This window comes from Staphylococcus massiliensis CCUG 55927 (assembly GCF_000298075.1).
Lineage (GTDB): Bacteria > Bacillota > Bacilli > Staphylococcales > Staphylococcaceae > Staphylococcus > Staphylococcus massiliensis.
Genome location: NZ_JH815594.1, coordinates 17,824 through 33,809 on the forward strand (window position 1 = coordinate 17,824; position 15,986 = coordinate 33,809).

The 15,986-nt window shown below is 36.8% G+C and carries 16 protein-coding genes and 1 pseudogene; 2 read left to right on the top strand and 15 right to left on the bottom strand.

What is annotated here, in order from left to right:
• Positions 1 to 174: 174 nt before the first annotated feature.
• Positions 175 to 1,320, top strand: a complete 1,146-nt coding sequence (locus A33S_RS0108720) for an MFS transporter (RefSeq protein WP_009384850.1) — start codon at positions 175 to 177, stop codon at positions 1,318 to 1,320.
• A gap of 233 nt (positions 1,321 to 1,553) precedes the next feature.
• On the opposite strand, the gene A33S_RS11815 is transcribed toward A33S_RS0108720, so the two are convergent.
• Positions 1,554 to 3,077, bottom strand: a complete 1,524-nt coding sequence (locus A33S_RS11815) for a BCCT family transporter (RefSeq protein ID WP_017176752.1) — start codon at positions 3,075 to 3,077, stop codon at positions 1,554 to 1,556.
• Positions 3,078 to 3,211: 134 nt separating this feature from the next.
• Here A33S_RS11815 and A33S_RS0108730 point away from each other — a divergent pair, with 134 nt between their 5' ends.
• A complete protein-coding gene (locus A33S_RS0108730; protein WP_017176753.1) occupies positions 3,212 to 4,204 on the top strand; it encodes an MsnO8 family LLM class oxidoreductase in 993 nt (330 codons plus the stop codon).
• 122 nt (positions 4,205 to 4,326) lie between these two features.
• Here A33S_RS0108730 and A33S_RS0108735 read toward each other — a convergent pair whose 3' ends face one another.
• The 14 genes and pseudogenes from A33S_RS0108735 to rpmJ all read right to left on the bottom strand — a co-directional run bounded on the left by A33S_RS0108735 (position 4,327) and on the right by rpmJ (position 15,963).
• On the bottom strand, positions 4,327 to 5,658 hold the full coding sequence (locus A33S_RS0108735; protein ID WP_009384856.1) for an RNA-binding domain-containing protein: 1,332 nt from the start codon (positions 5,656 to 5,658) through the stop codon (positions 4,327 to 4,329).
• Between the two features lie 119 nt (positions 5,659 to 5,777).
• Positions 5,778 to 6,551: pseudogene (locus A33S_RS0108740) on the bottom strand (ATP-binding protein); the annotation flags it as partial.
• A 698-nt stretch (positions 6,552 to 7,249) separates the two neighbouring features.
• Positions 7,250 to 8,086 carry a hypothetical protein gene (locus A33S_RS0108750; protein ID WP_009384859.1) on the bottom strand — a complete coding sequence of 279 codons (837 nt, stop codon included), beginning with the start codon at positions 8,084 to 8,086 and terminating at the stop codon, positions 7,250 to 7,252.
• Between the two features lie 840 nt (positions 8,087 to 8,926).
• Positions 8,927 to 9,319, bottom strand: coding sequence for a 30S ribosomal protein S9 (gene rpsI / locus A33S_RS0108755; RefSeq protein ID WP_009382744.1), 393 nt, complete (start codon positions 9,317 to 9,319; stop codon positions 8,927 to 8,929).
• Between the two features lie 19 nt (positions 9,320 to 9,338).
• Positions 9,339 to 9,776, bottom strand: coding sequence for a 50S ribosomal protein L13 (rplM, locus tag A33S_RS0108760; protein WP_009382745.1), 438 nt, complete (start codon positions 9,774 to 9,776; stop codon positions 9,339 to 9,341).
• A gap of 213 nt (positions 9,777 to 9,989) precedes the next feature.
• Positions 9,990 to 10,793, bottom strand: a complete 804-nt coding sequence (gene truA / locus A33S_RS0108765; RefSeq protein WP_009382747.1) for a tRNA pseudouridine(38-40) synthase TruA — start codon at positions 10,791 to 10,793, stop codon at positions 9,990 to 9,992.
• Between the two features lie 3 nt (positions 10,794 to 10,796).
• Positions 10,797 to 11,603: an energy-coupling factor transporter transmembrane component T family protein gene (locus tag A33S_RS0108770; RefSeq protein WP_009382748.1), complete on the bottom strand. Its 807-nt coding sequence runs from the start codon at positions 11,601 to 11,603 to the stop codon at positions 10,797 to 10,799.
• Positions 11,593 to 12,459 (bottom strand): energy-coupling factor transporter ATPase, encoded by an 867-nt coding sequence (locus tag A33S_RS0108775; RefSeq protein WP_009382749.1) that lies wholly within the window; start codon positions 12,457 to 12,459, stop codon positions 11,593 to 11,595. The genes A33S_RS0108770 and A33S_RS0108775 overlap by 11 nt, the downstream gene beginning before the upstream one ends.
• A complete protein-coding gene (locus tag A33S_RS0108780) occupies positions 12,456 to 13,265 on the bottom strand; it encodes an energy-coupling factor transporter ATPase (RefSeq protein ID WP_009382750.1) in 810 nt (269 codons plus the stop codon). The genes A33S_RS0108775 and A33S_RS0108780 overlap by 4 nt, the downstream gene beginning before the upstream one ends.
• Before the next feature lie 378 nt (positions 13,266 to 13,643).
• Positions 13,644 to 14,012: a 50S ribosomal protein L17 gene (gene rplQ, locus A33S_RS0108785; RefSeq protein WP_009382752.1), complete on the bottom strand. Its 369-nt coding sequence runs from the start codon at positions 14,010 to 14,012 to the stop codon at positions 13,644 to 13,646.
• Between the two features lie 16 nt (positions 14,013 to 14,028).
• Positions 14,029 to 14,973: a DNA-directed RNA polymerase subunit alpha gene (locus tag A33S_RS0108790; RefSeq protein WP_009382754.1), complete on the bottom strand. Its 945-nt coding sequence runs from the start codon at positions 14,971 to 14,973 to the stop codon at positions 14,029 to 14,031.
• 75 nt (positions 14,974 to 15,048) lie between these two features.
• Positions 15,049 to 15,438 carry a 30S ribosomal protein S11 gene (gene rpsK, locus A33S_RS0108795; protein WP_009382756.1) on the bottom strand — a complete coding sequence of 130 codons (390 nt, stop codon included), beginning with the start codon at positions 15,436 to 15,438 and terminating at the stop codon, positions 15,049 to 15,051.
• Between the two features lie 23 nt (positions 15,439 to 15,461).
• A complete protein-coding gene (rpsM, locus tag A33S_RS0108800) occupies positions 15,462 to 15,827 on the bottom strand; it encodes a 30S ribosomal protein S13 (RefSeq protein WP_009382758.1) in 366 nt (121 codons plus the stop codon).
• Between the two features lie 22 nt (positions 15,828 to 15,849).
• Positions 15,850 to 15,963, bottom strand: a complete 114-nt coding sequence (gene rpmJ / locus A33S_RS0108805) for a 50S ribosomal protein L36 (protein ID WP_002482634.1) — start codon at positions 15,961 to 15,963, stop codon at positions 15,850 to 15,852.
• Positions 15,964 to 15,986: the final 23 nt, after the last annotated feature.

The window sequence follows — 15,986 nt, forward strand, 5'->3', positions numbered from 1 at the left end:
AATAGCTCACGGATGTGCACAGTTGACCTACACCCTTTCCAAAAGAAATCGACTTTATTGAAGCGGTTCGCGGGCGTGGCTTTTCAAGAAGACGTGGCATGTTCGCTATCGCTTTATCATATGGAATATACTACAATATGTTTTGGGACATTCAAGTATAAGGAGATACATAATATGACATTAATGCGTACAATTACCTTTATATTAAGTATCTTTCTCGTTGGAATGGTCGAAATGGTAGTCGCAGGCATCATGAACTTGATGAGCCAAGACTTACATGTATCAGAAGCGCTCATCGGGCAACTCGTAACGATTTACGCGCTCACATTTGCGATTACTGGACCATTTTTAGTCAAAGTTACAGAAAAATATAATCCGAAGACCGTACTTTTATGGACGTTAGGTTTCTTTATCCTAGGTAATTTAATTATTACGATTTCACCAAATTTCTACATCTTAATTATCGGACGTATCTTATCTTCCGCAGCGGCAGCACTGATTGTAGTGAGGATTCTAGCACTCACAGTCGTACTCACTACTCCGAAAAATCGCGGTAAGATGTTAGGTATTGTTTATACCGGGTTTAGCGGTTCGAACGTCTTTGGCGTTCCAATTGGTACCGTTATTGGAGACGCGATTGGTTGGCGCTTCACGTTCCTACTAATCGTCGTCATCAGTATGTTAACGAGTATATTATTACTCATTTACCTTCCCGCAAACCTTAAGACGAAGCCTGAAACAAATCATGAACACGGCACCGTGATTAAATCTAAGTCTGAAATTGCGAAGTATATCTTAATTACATTCTTAGTGTTAACCGCGAACGCTGTAACATACATTTATATTAACCCACTGATTCATTCAGGCGGTCACGATATGAACTTTATTTCACTCAGCTTATTTATTATCGGTATTGCAGGTATTCTCGGAACTGCATTAGGCGGTTTCTTAACAGATAAGTTATCGAGTAAGTTGTGGTTACTCATTGCGATGGTCGGCTTTACGCTTGCGATGATCGGCGTGCACTTTGCGCTCGAAACATCTATCTTGTTAATGATCATCTTCTTCATTTGGCACATCACCGAATGGAGTACGAACCCTGCCGTACAAACTGGGTTGATTCAACAAATTGAAGGCGATTCAAGCCAGGTTATGAGTTGGAACATGTCGAGCTTGAACGCAGGTATCGGCTTTGGTGCGATGCTTGGCGGTTTCGTCGTAACGACATTCGATGTACACACGACCATCTTCGTTTCAACAGCGATAAGTATTCTATCCGTTTTATTAATCCTCTCTTTGAAAAGCCCTAAAAAAGCATAAGTTCATTTATCGAGACGTGTCTACTTCCGAGTAGGCACGTTTTTTCTGCCCTTTCTTGAAAAGCCCTCTAAGCAAACGGCGCGTATCGAATGAAGAATAAGTTTTTTGGGCTCTACGTCAAATTCGGTTGGTGACCTCATTCGAGGTCATTAGCCGAATTTATTATAGAGCCGTTTTTTGTCGCAACTAAAAATAGCAGGAACCTTGTTGAAGATTCCTGCCATTACGATACATTATGATTTATATTTTTCTCGTTTTTGTTTAGAATAGCGCGGTCGTTCTTCATTTAAAGCCCTGAGTAAGGACCACATCATCAGTATAATGATAATTGAGAATGGTAATGCCGCGATAATGAGTAAGTTCTGGATAGCAGTGATACCACCTGTATATAACATAATAAGTCCGAATAAAGCGAGGATAATACCCCACGTGACTTTTACAAGAGAAGATGGTTGAATGTCACCTTTAGAACTTAACATACCGAGTACGTACGTTGCGGAGTCGGCCGATGTGATAAAGAATATCGCGATAACAGCGAGTGTGATGATACTTAGAATCATACCCATCGGTAACTCTTGGAACATCGCGAATGTCGTTGTTTCTGTCGCTTGTTCAGATAGCTTAACGTGTTTTTCCTTCTGAAGATAAAGGGCTGAAGCACCGAATACCGTAAAGAACATGAAACAAACGAGTGATGGTACGAATAATACGCCGACGATAAATTCTTTGATTGTGCGACCTCGTGATACGCGGGCGATAAAGATACCTACGAATGGTGCCCAAGATATCCACCAAGCCCAGTAGAAGATTGTCCAAGAACGTACCCATTTAAGCTTCTCGCCACCGTTAATTGGAATACGTAAACTCATGCCAAAGAAATTCGCAATGTAGTCACCTAACGTATTCGCAAACATGTTTAGGATATATAGTGTCGGGCCTAATAAGAATACGAGAATGAGCACTACGAAGGCAAGGACCATATTAATATTACTTAAGAATTTGATCCCTTTATTAATGCCTGACCATGCGGACCATGTGAAAAAGATTGCCGCGATGACAGTTATGATGAGTTGTACCGTGAAGTTCGAAGGAATATCGAATAAGAACTTCAGACCTTCGTTGATTTGAAGAGCACTAAAGCCAACTGTTGCTGCTACACCGGTAATGGTTGCGATAATCGCTAGAATATCAATGATACTACCGAGTGGACCTTGCATAAGCTTCTTACCGAATAATGGTGTTAACGTTGCACTTACAAGTCCTGGATAACCACGGTGGAAACTAAAATAAGCAAATACTAAAGCAACAATGCCGTATACAGCCCAAGCATGAATTCCCCAATGAAAGAATGAGAATCTTAAGCCGTCGTTGATTGCTTCTTGCGTACCTGCTTTATGTAGTGGCGTCATTTTAAAGGCGTGACTTAATGGTTCAGCTGTCGTCCAGAATACAAGTCCTATACCCATTCCGCCACTGAATAACATCGCAAACCATGAGCCTAGTGAAAACTCTGGTTCTTCGCCTTCCTTTCCTAAAGTGATGGAACTATATCTTGAGAATAGTAAATAGATACAAACGATTAGAATGACTAACATGAGTAGTAGGTAATACCAACTAAAGTTAATCGCGATAAATTCTGTTACTGCAGTGGTACCCTTCTCAAGTTGTTTCGGCATGATGATACCTGCAATAACGAAAATTAAACAAATTAAAGCAGAAATCCAAAACGTAACCGTTAATGATTTCTTCTTCGTCATAATCCATACACGCTCCTTTTCTATATAGGTCACATACCCTTCTGACGCGATATTAAGCCTTTTCACAACCTTTATAACTCGTAGAAATACACTTATCGTGATATGCTTTAAACAACATGTAAAAAGGAGGTCTTATGGTGATATTAAATATACTAGATTATGCGCCAGTGTTTGAAGATCGCACGTCGCGTGAAGCGATCGATCATAGTATTGAACTTTCGAAACATGCGGATACTTTAAAGCTTAAACGCTACTGGTTTGCAGAACATCATAAGGTCTATTCGGTAGGTTCAAGTGCACCTGAAATGTTGATGATGGCTGCATTAGAACAAACGAAACGCATTAAAATCGGTTCAGGTGGCATTATGTTGCCGCACTATAGTCCTTATAAAATTAGTGAAATCTTTAAGACGCTTGAAGCGCGTCATCCAAATCGAACGGACTTAGGTATTGGACGTTCACCGAGCTTTAAGAAGGTGAATCAAGCTTTAAACGAGCATAAGGCACAAACCATTAACTTCTCGCAACAACTGATTGATGTGCAAAAATTCCTAACAGATGATACGGAGACGAAACACCGCTTCAAGCAATTGATTGCAACACCGAAAACTCATACGATGCCTGAGATGTGGTTACTTGGACAAAGTAAAGAAAGTGCAAAGCGTGCTGGTGAACTAGGTCTTTATTTCGCTTCATTCCATTTTAGAAAGCATGACCTAGGCTTACGCCAAACAATTGAAACGTATAAGAAACATTTTAGACTTCATCATCCCGATCGTAAGCCGTGTGCGATGATTGCGACATTTGTGATTGTGAATGAAGATTTAGACAAAGTTAAGGCTTTAGAGGAACCCTTTCACTTATGGTTACAACGTATTAATTATCTAGACCAACCTGAATTTTATCCTTCTATGTCGTATATGGCTGAGCGTGGCTTTTCAAATCGGGAAATTGAGAAAATGAAACAAAATGCAGAACGCGTGGTTACGGGGAATAAGGCGCAGGTTGAAGCGGAACTTAAGGATATGGAACAATTTTATGGCGTTGATGAATTGTTGATCTTGCCGCATATTTATGGTGAGGAGAATCGTTTCGAAGCTTTAAGTTTATTAGATGAGATGATGTAAAGAAAGCATATATCGTGTGTGACAGTGGTCATGACATGGTATATGCTTATTTAGATGTTAGAGGATTTGTATGTAAAATGCATGATTCATATAGCGTCGCAAAAGGAAGTATGTTTCTTCGTTTAAAACTTACTCAAATGCATTTTGAGCTTGTTTACTATTTTGTTTATAGCTCCAAAACGTACATATCCATCATTCTTGAGTAGCGATGATTTAAGATCAGATTTGGTTGTTAGAGTTAATTTAACTCGATCTGGTGTGAAGGACTCTTCTATGACAGGATCTAACCATTGATGTTTATGCCAAACTTGATGAATAAATTCTAAACCATATCCAGCGCGTTCTCCATAGCCAATTAAACCGAACATCCGAGCTAACGTTTGATTTCTAATGTCGCTCGTACCTCCTCGAATAGCCTTTTCAAGGGGGATGCGAAAGACGCCATGATTGATGAATGTAAAGGACGTATCGTTCTTCTCTATAATGATGTTCCCATTCTGGTTGAAATCGGCGTGGATGATTGTATTCAGCAGTGCCTCGCGGATGGCTATGTGAACGTCGGTTTCGAGTTTACGGCTCAAACAATCATCGTTGAGCTGAAATGGAACTGGAAGATTGTCTAATAATTTCGGTGCCACTTTATGAAAGTAATCGAAGAGATTTCCTGACCAATCACCCGTTTGTGAGGTGATACGATTATCCCAGCGTTGGTTAGTACCAATTCTGACATGCTCTCTATAATCCATAAAGTAGTGACTGAATTGAGTTACGATATGGTACTCTTCACCAAACATCAATAAACCTGCCGCAGTAAGTCCCGCTTCATGCGTTTCTTGGTTCTCACGATAACCTCCGATTCTTTTAAGAAACTCCAAATCCGTTAAATCATTCCAAATATGGGTTGGGTTAAGGTTTGTGAATCTTTGACGATAGCGCTTTAAGCTTTCATCGTGAACATGCGTTAAGTTGAAGCCATGGATAATTTGATGGTCACGTACTAAATTCGTTGATTCAGCAATCATCGTATCGATTTCTTGTTTGGTACATCTGTAATCCCCTTCAAAGTTACGGCGGTATGTACCAATATACGGATTAGGATTAATTGAAACCGGCTTTTGTTGTCTAAGGGCACGAGGTACATGAATAATCAATAAAGATTTGCCATTTATTCTTAAAGGATACACATCGTCACTTTGTAAGATATTTAAACTTACGTGACTACTATTGATGTGATCCCAAAATTGTTTCTGTAGCTTAACCACGTCTATACCATCTACATTTTCATAGGATTGATTCACTTCTTTAAGTCCAATGATGATTATACCTCCATTAGAATTCGCAAACGCTGAATACGTTGGCCAAATATCTTTTGGTAAACCACCTAAACCAAGTTTGCATTCTAGTTCCGCACCCTCGCCTCTTTGAATGTACTTTAATAATTGTTTCTTGTTCATCACGGCACCCCCCCTTTTTTGAAAAGTCATTTTAAATATTATAGCATGAAATAAAATAATTATATTATATAAAAGAGGTCTCTAAATGAAAAATCCTCCCTGGAATTTTAAGGGAGGATTTTTCTTAATTTACGTTCCTTAATATTATTTCTAAGAGTCAGACATACTGAATTGTGATATGGCTCAGAATATATGGGTTCATTCATAAAGTTTTCTTTCATAACACTATATATACGTTCTACTCCATTTTTAGATTCTCGATCCCCCTTATTTAAACGAATTGAAGCAGCTAACTTAGGATTGCGAGAATAGCGTTCATCTCTGATATTTGCTAATGAAATAGCGTCTGGAAATGCTCCAGGACTAATAATTTCCAACCTATCATCGAACATTTTTATACGAATATGATCACCAATATTCTCATATTTGCGATGAATGATTGCATTAATCATACCTTCAAACCATGCAAATTCTGGGTACTCAACAAGCGTTACGAATTTACCTTCTTTACCTAAGAACGTGTAGTCACGAAGTTGCGTTTTTATAAATGCTTTAGCTTCTCTAATTGCAGTTGGCAATGCTTTGTCGAAAGTCACATCTTTTACAACATTCAATCGAGCTCCTGACGTTTCTTTCGTTCCCTCATATCTAGTGAAACGAATTAGAGCGCTTGGTAGATAAACACTAATATTATCACTAAATAATAGTAGTCCTACTATAGTTAACTTCCCTTGGCGCATAAAACCTCGTGCTTTTAAAAAATTTTCGGTATTAACATGAGTTCCTAGCAGTTGTTTAAATTCGGCTACACGTTCATAGTTAACATCTTTTATTGAAGACAATTCAACTAGCTCGTCTTCAAAACGTCTTGAACCTCGGTCGTTTTCCATGTTTTGCGCCAAATTATAGTTGACCATACCCATCCCTCGCTAAAGCTTATTAAGATTTATTATAGCACGATTCAAATTTATTTAATGTAAACCATATGTATGCGTTTCCTTATACTTTATAAGAAAACACATATAGTAACAACTGTAGTATGACTTATCAATATACTAGTTATGCGTACACTTAAATTACAACGATAAATCTGATAATACGAAAAAAAACACCTCCCATCCTTCGAGAAGTGCTTAATAATATATTACGTAACACAAATTTTTACGCCTACTAACTCTCAGCAACTTTAGCAGAAATTTAATTTTTTAAAGATTGAGGTTAACTACATGGGGGTTTAGAACCTATTTCTGTGTATAATAGAACTTCGAGCTACACGTTTCTCATATTCAACCTGTTAAAGTTTTTCACTAATTAGCTTCGTAACCATAGTTAAATAGTATTTAATATACTTAATCTTAAAGCTCTTATGGGGTATCACTGTTAATTCATATATTGAGCATTTCTATATAAAATTTACTTTTCATTAAATGAATCATCTACTTTACCTATTGAAAAAATTTTCCATTGAGCAAATCTATTTCTTTTAACAAAAGTTATAAATGTTGCTTCAACCTGTTGAGGCTTGGTTACTACAAAACCATATTCGACTTGTTTTAAAATCGGTAACCAAGCAACATTTTTCTTATAATTATTATTGGATATTATCACTAAACCCCCATTCTTCACCTAATGCTAGGATAAAGTTTTTAGTTTGAATAAAATCTCCCCAATCATTAAGAGTAGGTTTATAAACAAATCTTTTTGCATCTTTATACGAGTCCCTTTCATCCTGGAAAAACTGAAAAAAATCAATTACTAATTTTATTAACTTAAGGTCTTCTTTATCGAAACTATTTTTAAAATTGGACTCATCCATAGCTACTCTTTCACCAATCAAATTTCCCCAATATCCATCTTCAAGTAGATTGTTGTATTTCTCATACTTCTTATCTCTTATAACTATAGCTTTATTAAGAGGCAATTCTTCTATAGAGGCGATATCCATTTTACTATTTATAAAATTAAATAACTCAATAATAATAGTTTCCATTTCTGAAATAAAACCATCTAAAAAATTTATTCTCGAATTATTCGTTGAACTTTGTAATCTCTGTATTCTATCACTATCAGCATGTAGATATAGTCCATAAATAATATCTTCTAGAACTTCAATTTGGTTATACCTGTTCCCCTTTGCATCTACTTGAATAATAGACCCTTCATAAATCTTTTTATATTTATCTTTTAAATTTTGAAGATAATATTTGTCATCCTTATAAATTAGGGATAGTTTATCTATAATTTTTCCTAAATGAACATTATCACTCCTAGTAAGATATTTTCTTAAAAGCATAGATTTAACTTTAATGACTATATCAAAACTAACTTGTTGTTTAAGTTCATTAAATAATTTATTAAATTCTAAGTATTCCTGAGTAGTAATAATAAATAAAGAAATTTCATCATATCGCACTGTTCTTTTACTCAATTAGTTCACCTTACTCCTTATGATATATATTTAATAAGATTTTTTCTAAAAAGCTTATTTATATAATATATACTTAACTATGGGTTCTGTCTTTAGATGAGAATGCAGTAATAAAATGGACTATATTAATATCCCTATATCTGAATTATGCAATTTTAACTTGACATGTATAGTACTTTTACTTATTCCAACTAAATTACTATTAGTTTTATGATAAATATTGGATAAGTCAACGATTTTGGTTTTCATACGATTTTTAAAACTATTAACCTTATAATTTTATCCTACTTATCTTCAACTAAAACAATCATTCCATGATCATAAAAGTCAACTCTATTATACTACATAGAAAATTACTACATTCTTCTTAAATTTTCTATGTAGTTTGAGGCTTATTTAGATTTTACTGTTTATCAATAATGTATTTTCCTCTATCTCGGTTAGAAATTGTTTATATAAATTTAGCCTCAATCATAAGACAATAAATTTCACTCTTATATATACAAGCATTATTTAGTTAGGGTAATAATTAGTTTCTAAATATTATGAGCAATTTGGGTGGCAATTACATCAATTTGCTTTACTATCATAGCTACACTTGAGTAAATATATTATTATGAACTATTTAAAGTTAGATTATATTAGGCTCTGCTAAATTTTAAGAAAACAGATATTTTATTATTACATCATTTAAGCTAAGTAAGCATTTAAAAGATAAAAAAGCACTCCTCGGAACTTCCGAGAAGTGCTTTAAACGTATTTTTAATTGAAACACAAATCGCTGACGCAACTTGCGTACCAAATCTGTAAGCGAACAAATTCGCAACAGTTTGGGCAAAATTAACGTTTTGAGAATTGTGGTGAACGACGTGCTTTTTTAAGGCCTGGTTTCTTACGTTCTTTCATACGAGGGTCACGAGTTAATAAACCAGCGCGTTTTAATGAACCTCTGTATTCTGGGTCTGCTTCTAATAATGCACGTGCGATACCGTGACGGATAGCTTGTGCTTGTCCAGTGAAACCACCACCGTGAACGTTAACTAATACGTCATAGTTACCTTTTGTTTCAGTAACTTCGAATGGTTGGTTTAAGTCTAAGATTAATGATTCGAATGGTAAGTAGTCACGTACGTCACGATCGTTTACTTTGATGTTACCTTCACCAGGTACTAAACGTACACGTGCTACTGAGTTTTTACGACGGCCTGTGCCTCTATATTCAACTTGTGCCAATGTAATTTCCTCCTTCTAATTAACCACGTAACTCGTAGTTTTCTGGTTGTTGTGCAGCGTGTGGATGTTCAGCGCCACCATATACAAATAACTTTTTACCTTGTTTGTCGCCTAACTTAGTTCCTGGTAACATACCTTTGATTGAAGTTTCTAATAAACGTTCTGGGTTTGTGCGACGTAATTCACCAGCAGTGATTGATTTTAAACCACCTGGGTGATTTGAGTGACGGTAGTAAATTTTATCTTGTTCTTTATTACCTGTGAATTCGATTTCACCAGCGTTGATGATGATTACGTAGTCTCCGCAATCAACGTGTGGTGTATAAGTTACTTTATTTTTCCCGCGTAAAATAGATGCTACTTCTGATGATAAACGACCTAATGTTTGGCCTTTTGCATCAATAACATACCATTTGCGCTCAATATTTGATTCATTAGCCATAAATGTTTGACGCATAATATTGTCCTCCTAAATTAAATGAACTCTGTTTAAACTCAAATATCCTTAACGAATTTATGAATACATGATTTTAATTTTAGATTTGTTAACTGTTGTTCGTCCTGCTTATATATCTTGTAACACAATAAGTTTGCCGGGGCTTATCGTGGGGTGATATAAAACAATACCGTCATCTATAGTATAATTTTTAGCCCTTTTTGTCAATGGTATCTAATTATTTTGTGTTGATTTTTTATAATGAATTTCGATGTCTTCACCGTAATCCTGAATCAATGCTTCATCCGAAAGATAGATCTTTTCAAGATAGAGACCTTCGGGCGGAGCAGTATGTGGAACCGCATTACGATCCTTTAATTCAAGCAAACGATTGACATCATTAGGATGACGTTTGCCTTTCCCTACTTCAATGAGAAAGGCCACGATCACACGTACCATATTATATAAGAATCCTGAGCCGGCAATGACGTAATCAAAGCCTTCTTCAGTCTCAATAATCTCACTTCTATAAATCGTACGTTCCTTACTCACGACCTCTGTCTTCTGTGAACAAAAGCCTGTGAAGTCATGCGTACCTATAAAGTGCTTAGCAGCTTCTTGCATCGCTTTAAGGTCTAAATCTTCTTTGACAAATGTCTTTAATCCATATTGAAAAGGATTGATGTGATCTTGGTGATACGTGCGATACCGGTACATTTTGCCTACACAATCATACCTACAATGAAAGTCATCGGATATAATTGTGACATCATTAACATGAATATCGTGAGGTAACGCACTATTCATGGCATACTGCCACTTCTCTTCGGATATATTTAAAGGCGTATCAAAATGAAAATATTGTTCTATCGCATGTACACCACGGTCTGTACGACTTGAAGGGTGAATTCTCACATGTCTTTTATGCATGCGTTTAAGAATCTTTTCAAATTGCTGCTGGATTGTACGGCCTTCATTTTGAATCTGAAAACCCAGATATCCGCCACCGTGGTAACTAATATTGACTAATACACGCATGACTTACACTCCTAAAAATTTTAATACTAAAATTGCGGCTACAATCGGAATGATCGTGAGTAACACGAACGTATCTTTGAGTTGCCACTTTAAGTGACGATAGCTCGTTCGTTCTTTTTTAGAATCATATCCTCGTACTTCCATTGCAATCGCAAGGTCTTCAGCGCGTTGGAAACTTGAAATGAACAATGGAATCAGTAATGGAATAAATGCTTTTAAACGTGTAATGAAATTCCCACTGTTGATGTCTGAACCACGTGACTTTTGCGCAAGTATGATCTTCTCAAGCTCTTCCATTAACGTTGGAATAAATCTTAAGGCAATCGACATCATCATACTAATCGCGTTCACTGGTACTTTGAGTCGTTTAAGCGGCGATAATAAGCGTTCAATAGCATCTGTTAGTGAAATTGGGCTCGTCGTTAACGTTAAGATTGTAGAGACAATTACAACGAATGCTAGACGCAGTACGATATACGTACCTTCAAGTATACCTTGTTGGTAAATTGAAAGGATACCCCATTCAAATAAACGTTTACCGCCTTTAGTTAAGAAAACGTGCATCAAGAACGTAAAGATCAAGAAGACGAAGATAGGCGTTAGGCCTTTTAACAAGAAAGGCAATTTAATGTCAGCAAGCTTCACCATAATCCCAATTACGATCAATACAATAAGGAATTGCGGGAACGAGTGACATAGGAATATCGCTATCATAAACAAGATCGTGAAGATGAGTTTCATTCTTGGGTCTAAACGGTGGATGATCGTATCGTTTGGTAAATATCTACCGATAATCATTTTATCTTTCATGAGAACGTCTCCAATCGTTATACATGTCTACAAACGCCTCTTCAGTTAACGCAATATCCGGAAAGTTCATGTGATATTTCGCCTCAATATCGTACTGAAGCTTCACAACATCAGGTAGATCCAAATGCAGTTTCTGGACTTCCTCAGGGTGTTTAAACAATTCTCGCGGCGTGCACGACTTCACAAGCGTACCACCTTGCATCACTTTAATCTCATCCGCATACTGACTCACTAAGTTCATCTCATGCGACACGAAGATAATCGTCTTCTGTTGTTCTAATTGCAATTGCTTAAAGAACGTCATCAACTGATACTGACTCTTTGGGTCTAAGCCCGCAGTCGGTTCATCCAAGATAATCACGTCTGGATCGCTCGATAACACGGACGCAATCGCTACCTTACGCATCTGACCACCAGATAACTGGAATGGACTCTTTTCCATCACATCCGTTGAAAAGCCCAACGTTCTTAACAAATGCTTTGACTTTTTACGCGCATTTTCAAGATTCATACCAAAGTTCTTAGGACCAAATAACACCTCATGCTCAACCGTATCTTCGAATAGCTGAGACTCAGGGAATTGAAACACCATACCGATATGTTTACGATACGGTTTAATATACTTATCCTTCGTTTTCGCTGTCACTTTCAAATCACCAAGCATAATATACCCTGATGTAGGTTTCAGAAGACCGTTTAATTGCTGAATCAACGTTGATTTACCTGATCCCGTCTTACCTACAATGGCATAAAACTTGCCACTTTCAAAGGTACCTGACACATCTTTAAGAGCTTGGTATTCGTAAGGTGTATGTTGTTGGTACGTATAGGAAACTTGAGAAAGTGTTATATTCATAATCGTTCCACCAACCGTTCATACGTACAATTTTCGATATCAAGATCGAGTAAATCTCGTATACGAAACGTAAAAGGAAGCGTTAAACCTATAGACTTGAGTTGCTCAGCATCTTTGAAAACGTCATTCATCGTACCAACTTGATGCACTTGACCTTGATTCATTACAATGATGCGGTCAGCTTCTAAAGTCTCATTAAGGTCATGCGTAATAGAAATAACCGTCATACCTTCTTCTTCCTTTAGGGTAGATACCAGTTTAAGGATGTCTTGTTTGCCCTCAGGATCTAACATCGCAGTAGACTCGTCTAAGATAATGATATCTGGTTTTAAGGCTAAGATACCTGCTATAGCGACACGCTCTTTCTGGCCGCCTGAGAGGCTCTCAGGTTCATGATAACGTTTATCATACATGCCGACCTTCTTGAGCACATCATCTACTGTAGCACGCATTTCATCATGAGGTACCGCATAATTCTCAAGACCAAAGGCTACGTCGTAAGCGACCGTCGAACCAACAAATTGGTTATCGGGATTCTGAAACACGATACCTACTTGTTCTCGCATAGTTTTGAGTGATGCTTTATCATGTATATCACCATTGATCTTGATAGTACCTTCATTGACAGTTTCGATCCCAACAATAAGTTTCGCAATCGTAGACTTACCTGAACCGTTATGACCAACGATACTCGTCCAACTGCCTTTAGGAACTTCAAAACTCACATCTTTCAATATATGACGCGCATCGCCTTGATAGGAGAACGTTACATTTTCAAATGCGACAGCTGGTTCCGTCCTACACATAAAGGTTTCCCCTTCCTACTTTATACTCACTTCACCATTTTACATGATTCCTTCAAACATGTATATCGCGTGAGTGAAATCATGTCTTTTTCTTTTCACATAGGAAAAGAGAGGTGTTAAAGTTGAAACAACGTTTAACCCGCGCAAGATTGATATTGAAGATGTACGAGCTACTTTAAGACAAATAAAATAGACGTGGGCACGCCAACGCGCCACGTCTCTGAACATAAAAAAGCGCGCACCCCATCACATGAGTTCACGCTTTAAATAGTTATTAAGTTAGATGGGGTACTCTGAGCTAGACAATATTTGTATGTGGCAAACATTATCGTTGCACTCATTTGCTTTATAATGTAGTAGTATGTGTATTTATGAGAATTAAACTAATTCGATGATTACTGATTCTGCACCGTCACCGCGACGTGGACCTACTTTAAGGATACGAGTGTAACCACCTTGACGGTCAGTGTAACGTTCAGCGATTTCGCCGAATAATTTTTGTAATACGCTTTGAGTTGATTCATCTTCGTTTAAGATTTCAACGTCACGTAAAGTTTTAGCTGCTTGACGACGTGAAGCTAAGTCACCTTTTTTACCTAAAGTGATTAATTTATCAACAACACCACGAAGTTCTTTCGCGCGTGCTTCAGTTGTTTCAATACGTTCGTTAACAATTAAAGAAGTTGCTAAGTCACGTAACATTGCTTTACGTTGATCTGAAGTACGACCTAATTTTCTGTAACCCATGAGTTAACCTCCTTTATCAATCTTCTTTTCTAAGACCTAAACCTAAGTCTTCTAATTTATATTTAACTTCTTCTAAAGATTTACGTCCTAAGTTACGGACTTTCCTCATGTCAGCTTCTGATTTATCCGCTAACTCTTGAACTGTATTAATACCAGCTCGTTTTAAGCAGTTATATGAACGTACTGATAAGTCTAATTCTTCAATAGACATTTCAAGTACTTTTTCTTTTTGATCTTCTTCTTTTTCAATCATGATTTCAGCATTTTGCACTTCGTCAGTTAATCCAACAAAGATGTTTAAATGCTCAGTCATAATTTTAGCTGCTAATGAAACTGACTCTTGTGGTGTAATAGAACCGTCAGTCCATACATCTAAAGTAAGCTTATCAAAATCACTGCTTTGTCCTACACGTGTGTTTTCAACTGTATAATTTACGCGTTCAACAGGTGAATAAAGTGAGTCGATTGGAATTACGCCAATTGGTAAATCACTTGTATTATTCTGATCTGCAAGTGCGTAACCTCTACCTTTATTAGCAACTAGACGAACCTTTAAGTGTCCACCTTTTGATACTGTTGCAAGTTTAATCTCAGGATTTAAGATTTCAACATCGCTGTCGTGCATAATATCGCTTGCAGTAACTTCGCCTTCTTCTTTTACATCGATTTCAAGTGTTTTTTCTTCCTCAGAATAAATCTTAAGCGCTAACTTTTTGATATTCATAATGATTGTTGATACATCTTCAACTACATTATCAATTGCTGAGAATTCGTGTAAAACACCCTCAATTTCAATGTATTTAACGGCCGCACCTGGTAATGAAGATAGTAGGATACGACGTAAGGAGTTTCCTAGTGTAGTACCGTAGCCACGTTCAAGTGGTTCAACAACGAACTTACCGAATTTAGCATCATCACTAACTTCAATTGTTTCAATTCTAGGTTTTTCAATTTCAATCATTTATTATTATCCTCCTTAAGTACGTCGACTTGAATTTATACTGTCTTTTCTGCAATTTGTGACAACAACAATATATTATACGCGACGACGTTTTGGTGGACGGCAACCATTGTGAGGTACTGGCGTAACGTCTTTAATCGCAGTTACTTCTAATCCTGCAGATTGTAACGCACGAATCGCTGATTCACGACCTGGACCAGGACCCTTTACAGTTACTTCTACAGATTTTAAACCATGTTCCATTGCTGTTTTAGATGCAGTTTCAGAAGCCATTTGAGCAGCAAATGGAGTTGATTTCTTAGAACCTTTGAAACCTAGTGCACCTGCAGATGACCATGATAATGCATTACCAAATTCATCTGTGATTGTTACGATTGTATTGTTGAATGTTGAACGGATGTGCGCAACACCGTTTTCAATATTCTTTTTCACTTTACGTTTACGTGATACTTGTTTACGTGCCATGAGTTATTTGCCTCCTTTACTTATTATTTTTTCTTGTTAGCTACAGTTTTAACTGGGCCTTTACGCGTACGCGCGTTGTTTTTAGTTTTTTGACCACGAACTGGTAAACCACGACGGTGACGGATACCACGGTAAGATGAGATTTCCATTAAACGTTTGATGTTTAAGTTGTTCTCACGACGTAAGTCACCTTCTACTTTATAACCGTCTACTACTTCACGGATACGTTGTAATTCGTCGTCAGTTAAATCTTTAGTTCTTGTTTCAACTGAAACGTCAGCTTCTTTAACGATTTGTTCAGCTAAAGATTTACCGATACCATAAATGTATGTTAATGAAATAACGATACGTTTGTCACGTGGGACATCAATTCCTGCAATACGTGCCATATTAATTTACACCTCTCTTTTATTAACCTTGTCTTTGTTTATGCTTAGGGTTACTACAAATTACCATTACTTTACCTTTACGTTTAATAACTTTACATTTTTCGCAAATAGGTTTTACTGATGGTCTTACTTTCATTTTTATACCTCCCTATATGTTGG

What these genes read in the sequence shown, in the direction of transcription:
- A33S_RS0108770 (WP_009382748.1), bottom strand. Translation starts at nt 11,603, where the DNA reads ATGAAAGATAAAATGATTATCGGTAGATATTTACCAAACGATACGATC.
- A33S_RS0108775 (WP_009382749.1), bottom strand. Translation starts at nt 12,459, where the DNA reads ATGAATATAACACTTTCTCAAGTTTCCTATACGTACCAACAACATACA.
- rpmJ (WP_002482634.1), bottom strand. Translation starts at nt 15,963, where the DNA reads ATGAAAGTAAGACCATCAGTAAAACCTATTTGCGAAAAATGTAAAGTT.
- A33S_RS0108720 (WP_009384850.1), top strand. Translation starts at nt 175, where the DNA reads ATGACATTAATGCGTACAATTACCTTTATATTAAGTATCTTTCTCGTT.
- rpsK (WP_009382756.1), bottom strand. Translation starts at nt 15,438, where the DNA reads ATGGCACGTAAACAAGTATCACGTAAACGTAAAGTGAAAAAGAATATT.
- A33S_RS0108735 (WP_009384856.1), bottom strand. Translation starts at nt 5,658, where the DNA reads ATGAACAAGAAACAATTATTAAAGTACATTCAAAGAGGCGAGGGTGCG.
- truA (WP_009382747.1), bottom strand. Translation starts at nt 10,793, where the DNA reads ATGCGTGTATTAGTCAATATTAGTTACCACGGTGGCGGATATCTGGGT.
- rplQ (WP_009382752.1), bottom strand. Translation starts at nt 14,012, where the DNA reads ATGGGTTACAGAAAATTAGGTCGTACTTCAGATCAACGTAAAGCAATG.
- A33S_RS0108730 (WP_017176753.1), top strand. Translation starts at nt 3,212, where the DNA reads ATGGTGATATTAAATATACTAGATTATGCGCCAGTGTTTGAAGATCGC.
- A33S_RS11815 (WP_017176752.1), bottom strand. Translation starts at nt 3,077, where the DNA reads ATGACGAAGAAGAAATCATTAACGGTTACGTTTTGGATTTCTGCTTTA.
- A33S_RS0108790 (WP_009382754.1), bottom strand. Translation starts at nt 14,973, where the DNA reads ATGATTGAAATTGAAAAACCTAGAATTGAAACAATTGAAGTTAGTGAT.
- A33S_RS0108780 (WP_009382750.1), bottom strand. Translation starts at nt 13,265, where the DNA reads ATGTGTAGGACGGAACCAGCTGTCGCATTTGAAAATGTAACGTTCTCC.
- rplM (WP_009382745.1), bottom strand. Translation starts at nt 9,776, where the DNA reads ATGCGTCAAACATTTATGGCTAATGAATCAAATATTGAGCGCAAATGG.
- rpsM (WP_009382758.1), bottom strand. Translation starts at nt 15,827, where the DNA reads ATGGCACGTATTGCAGGAATTGATGTCCCACGTGACAAACGTATCGTT.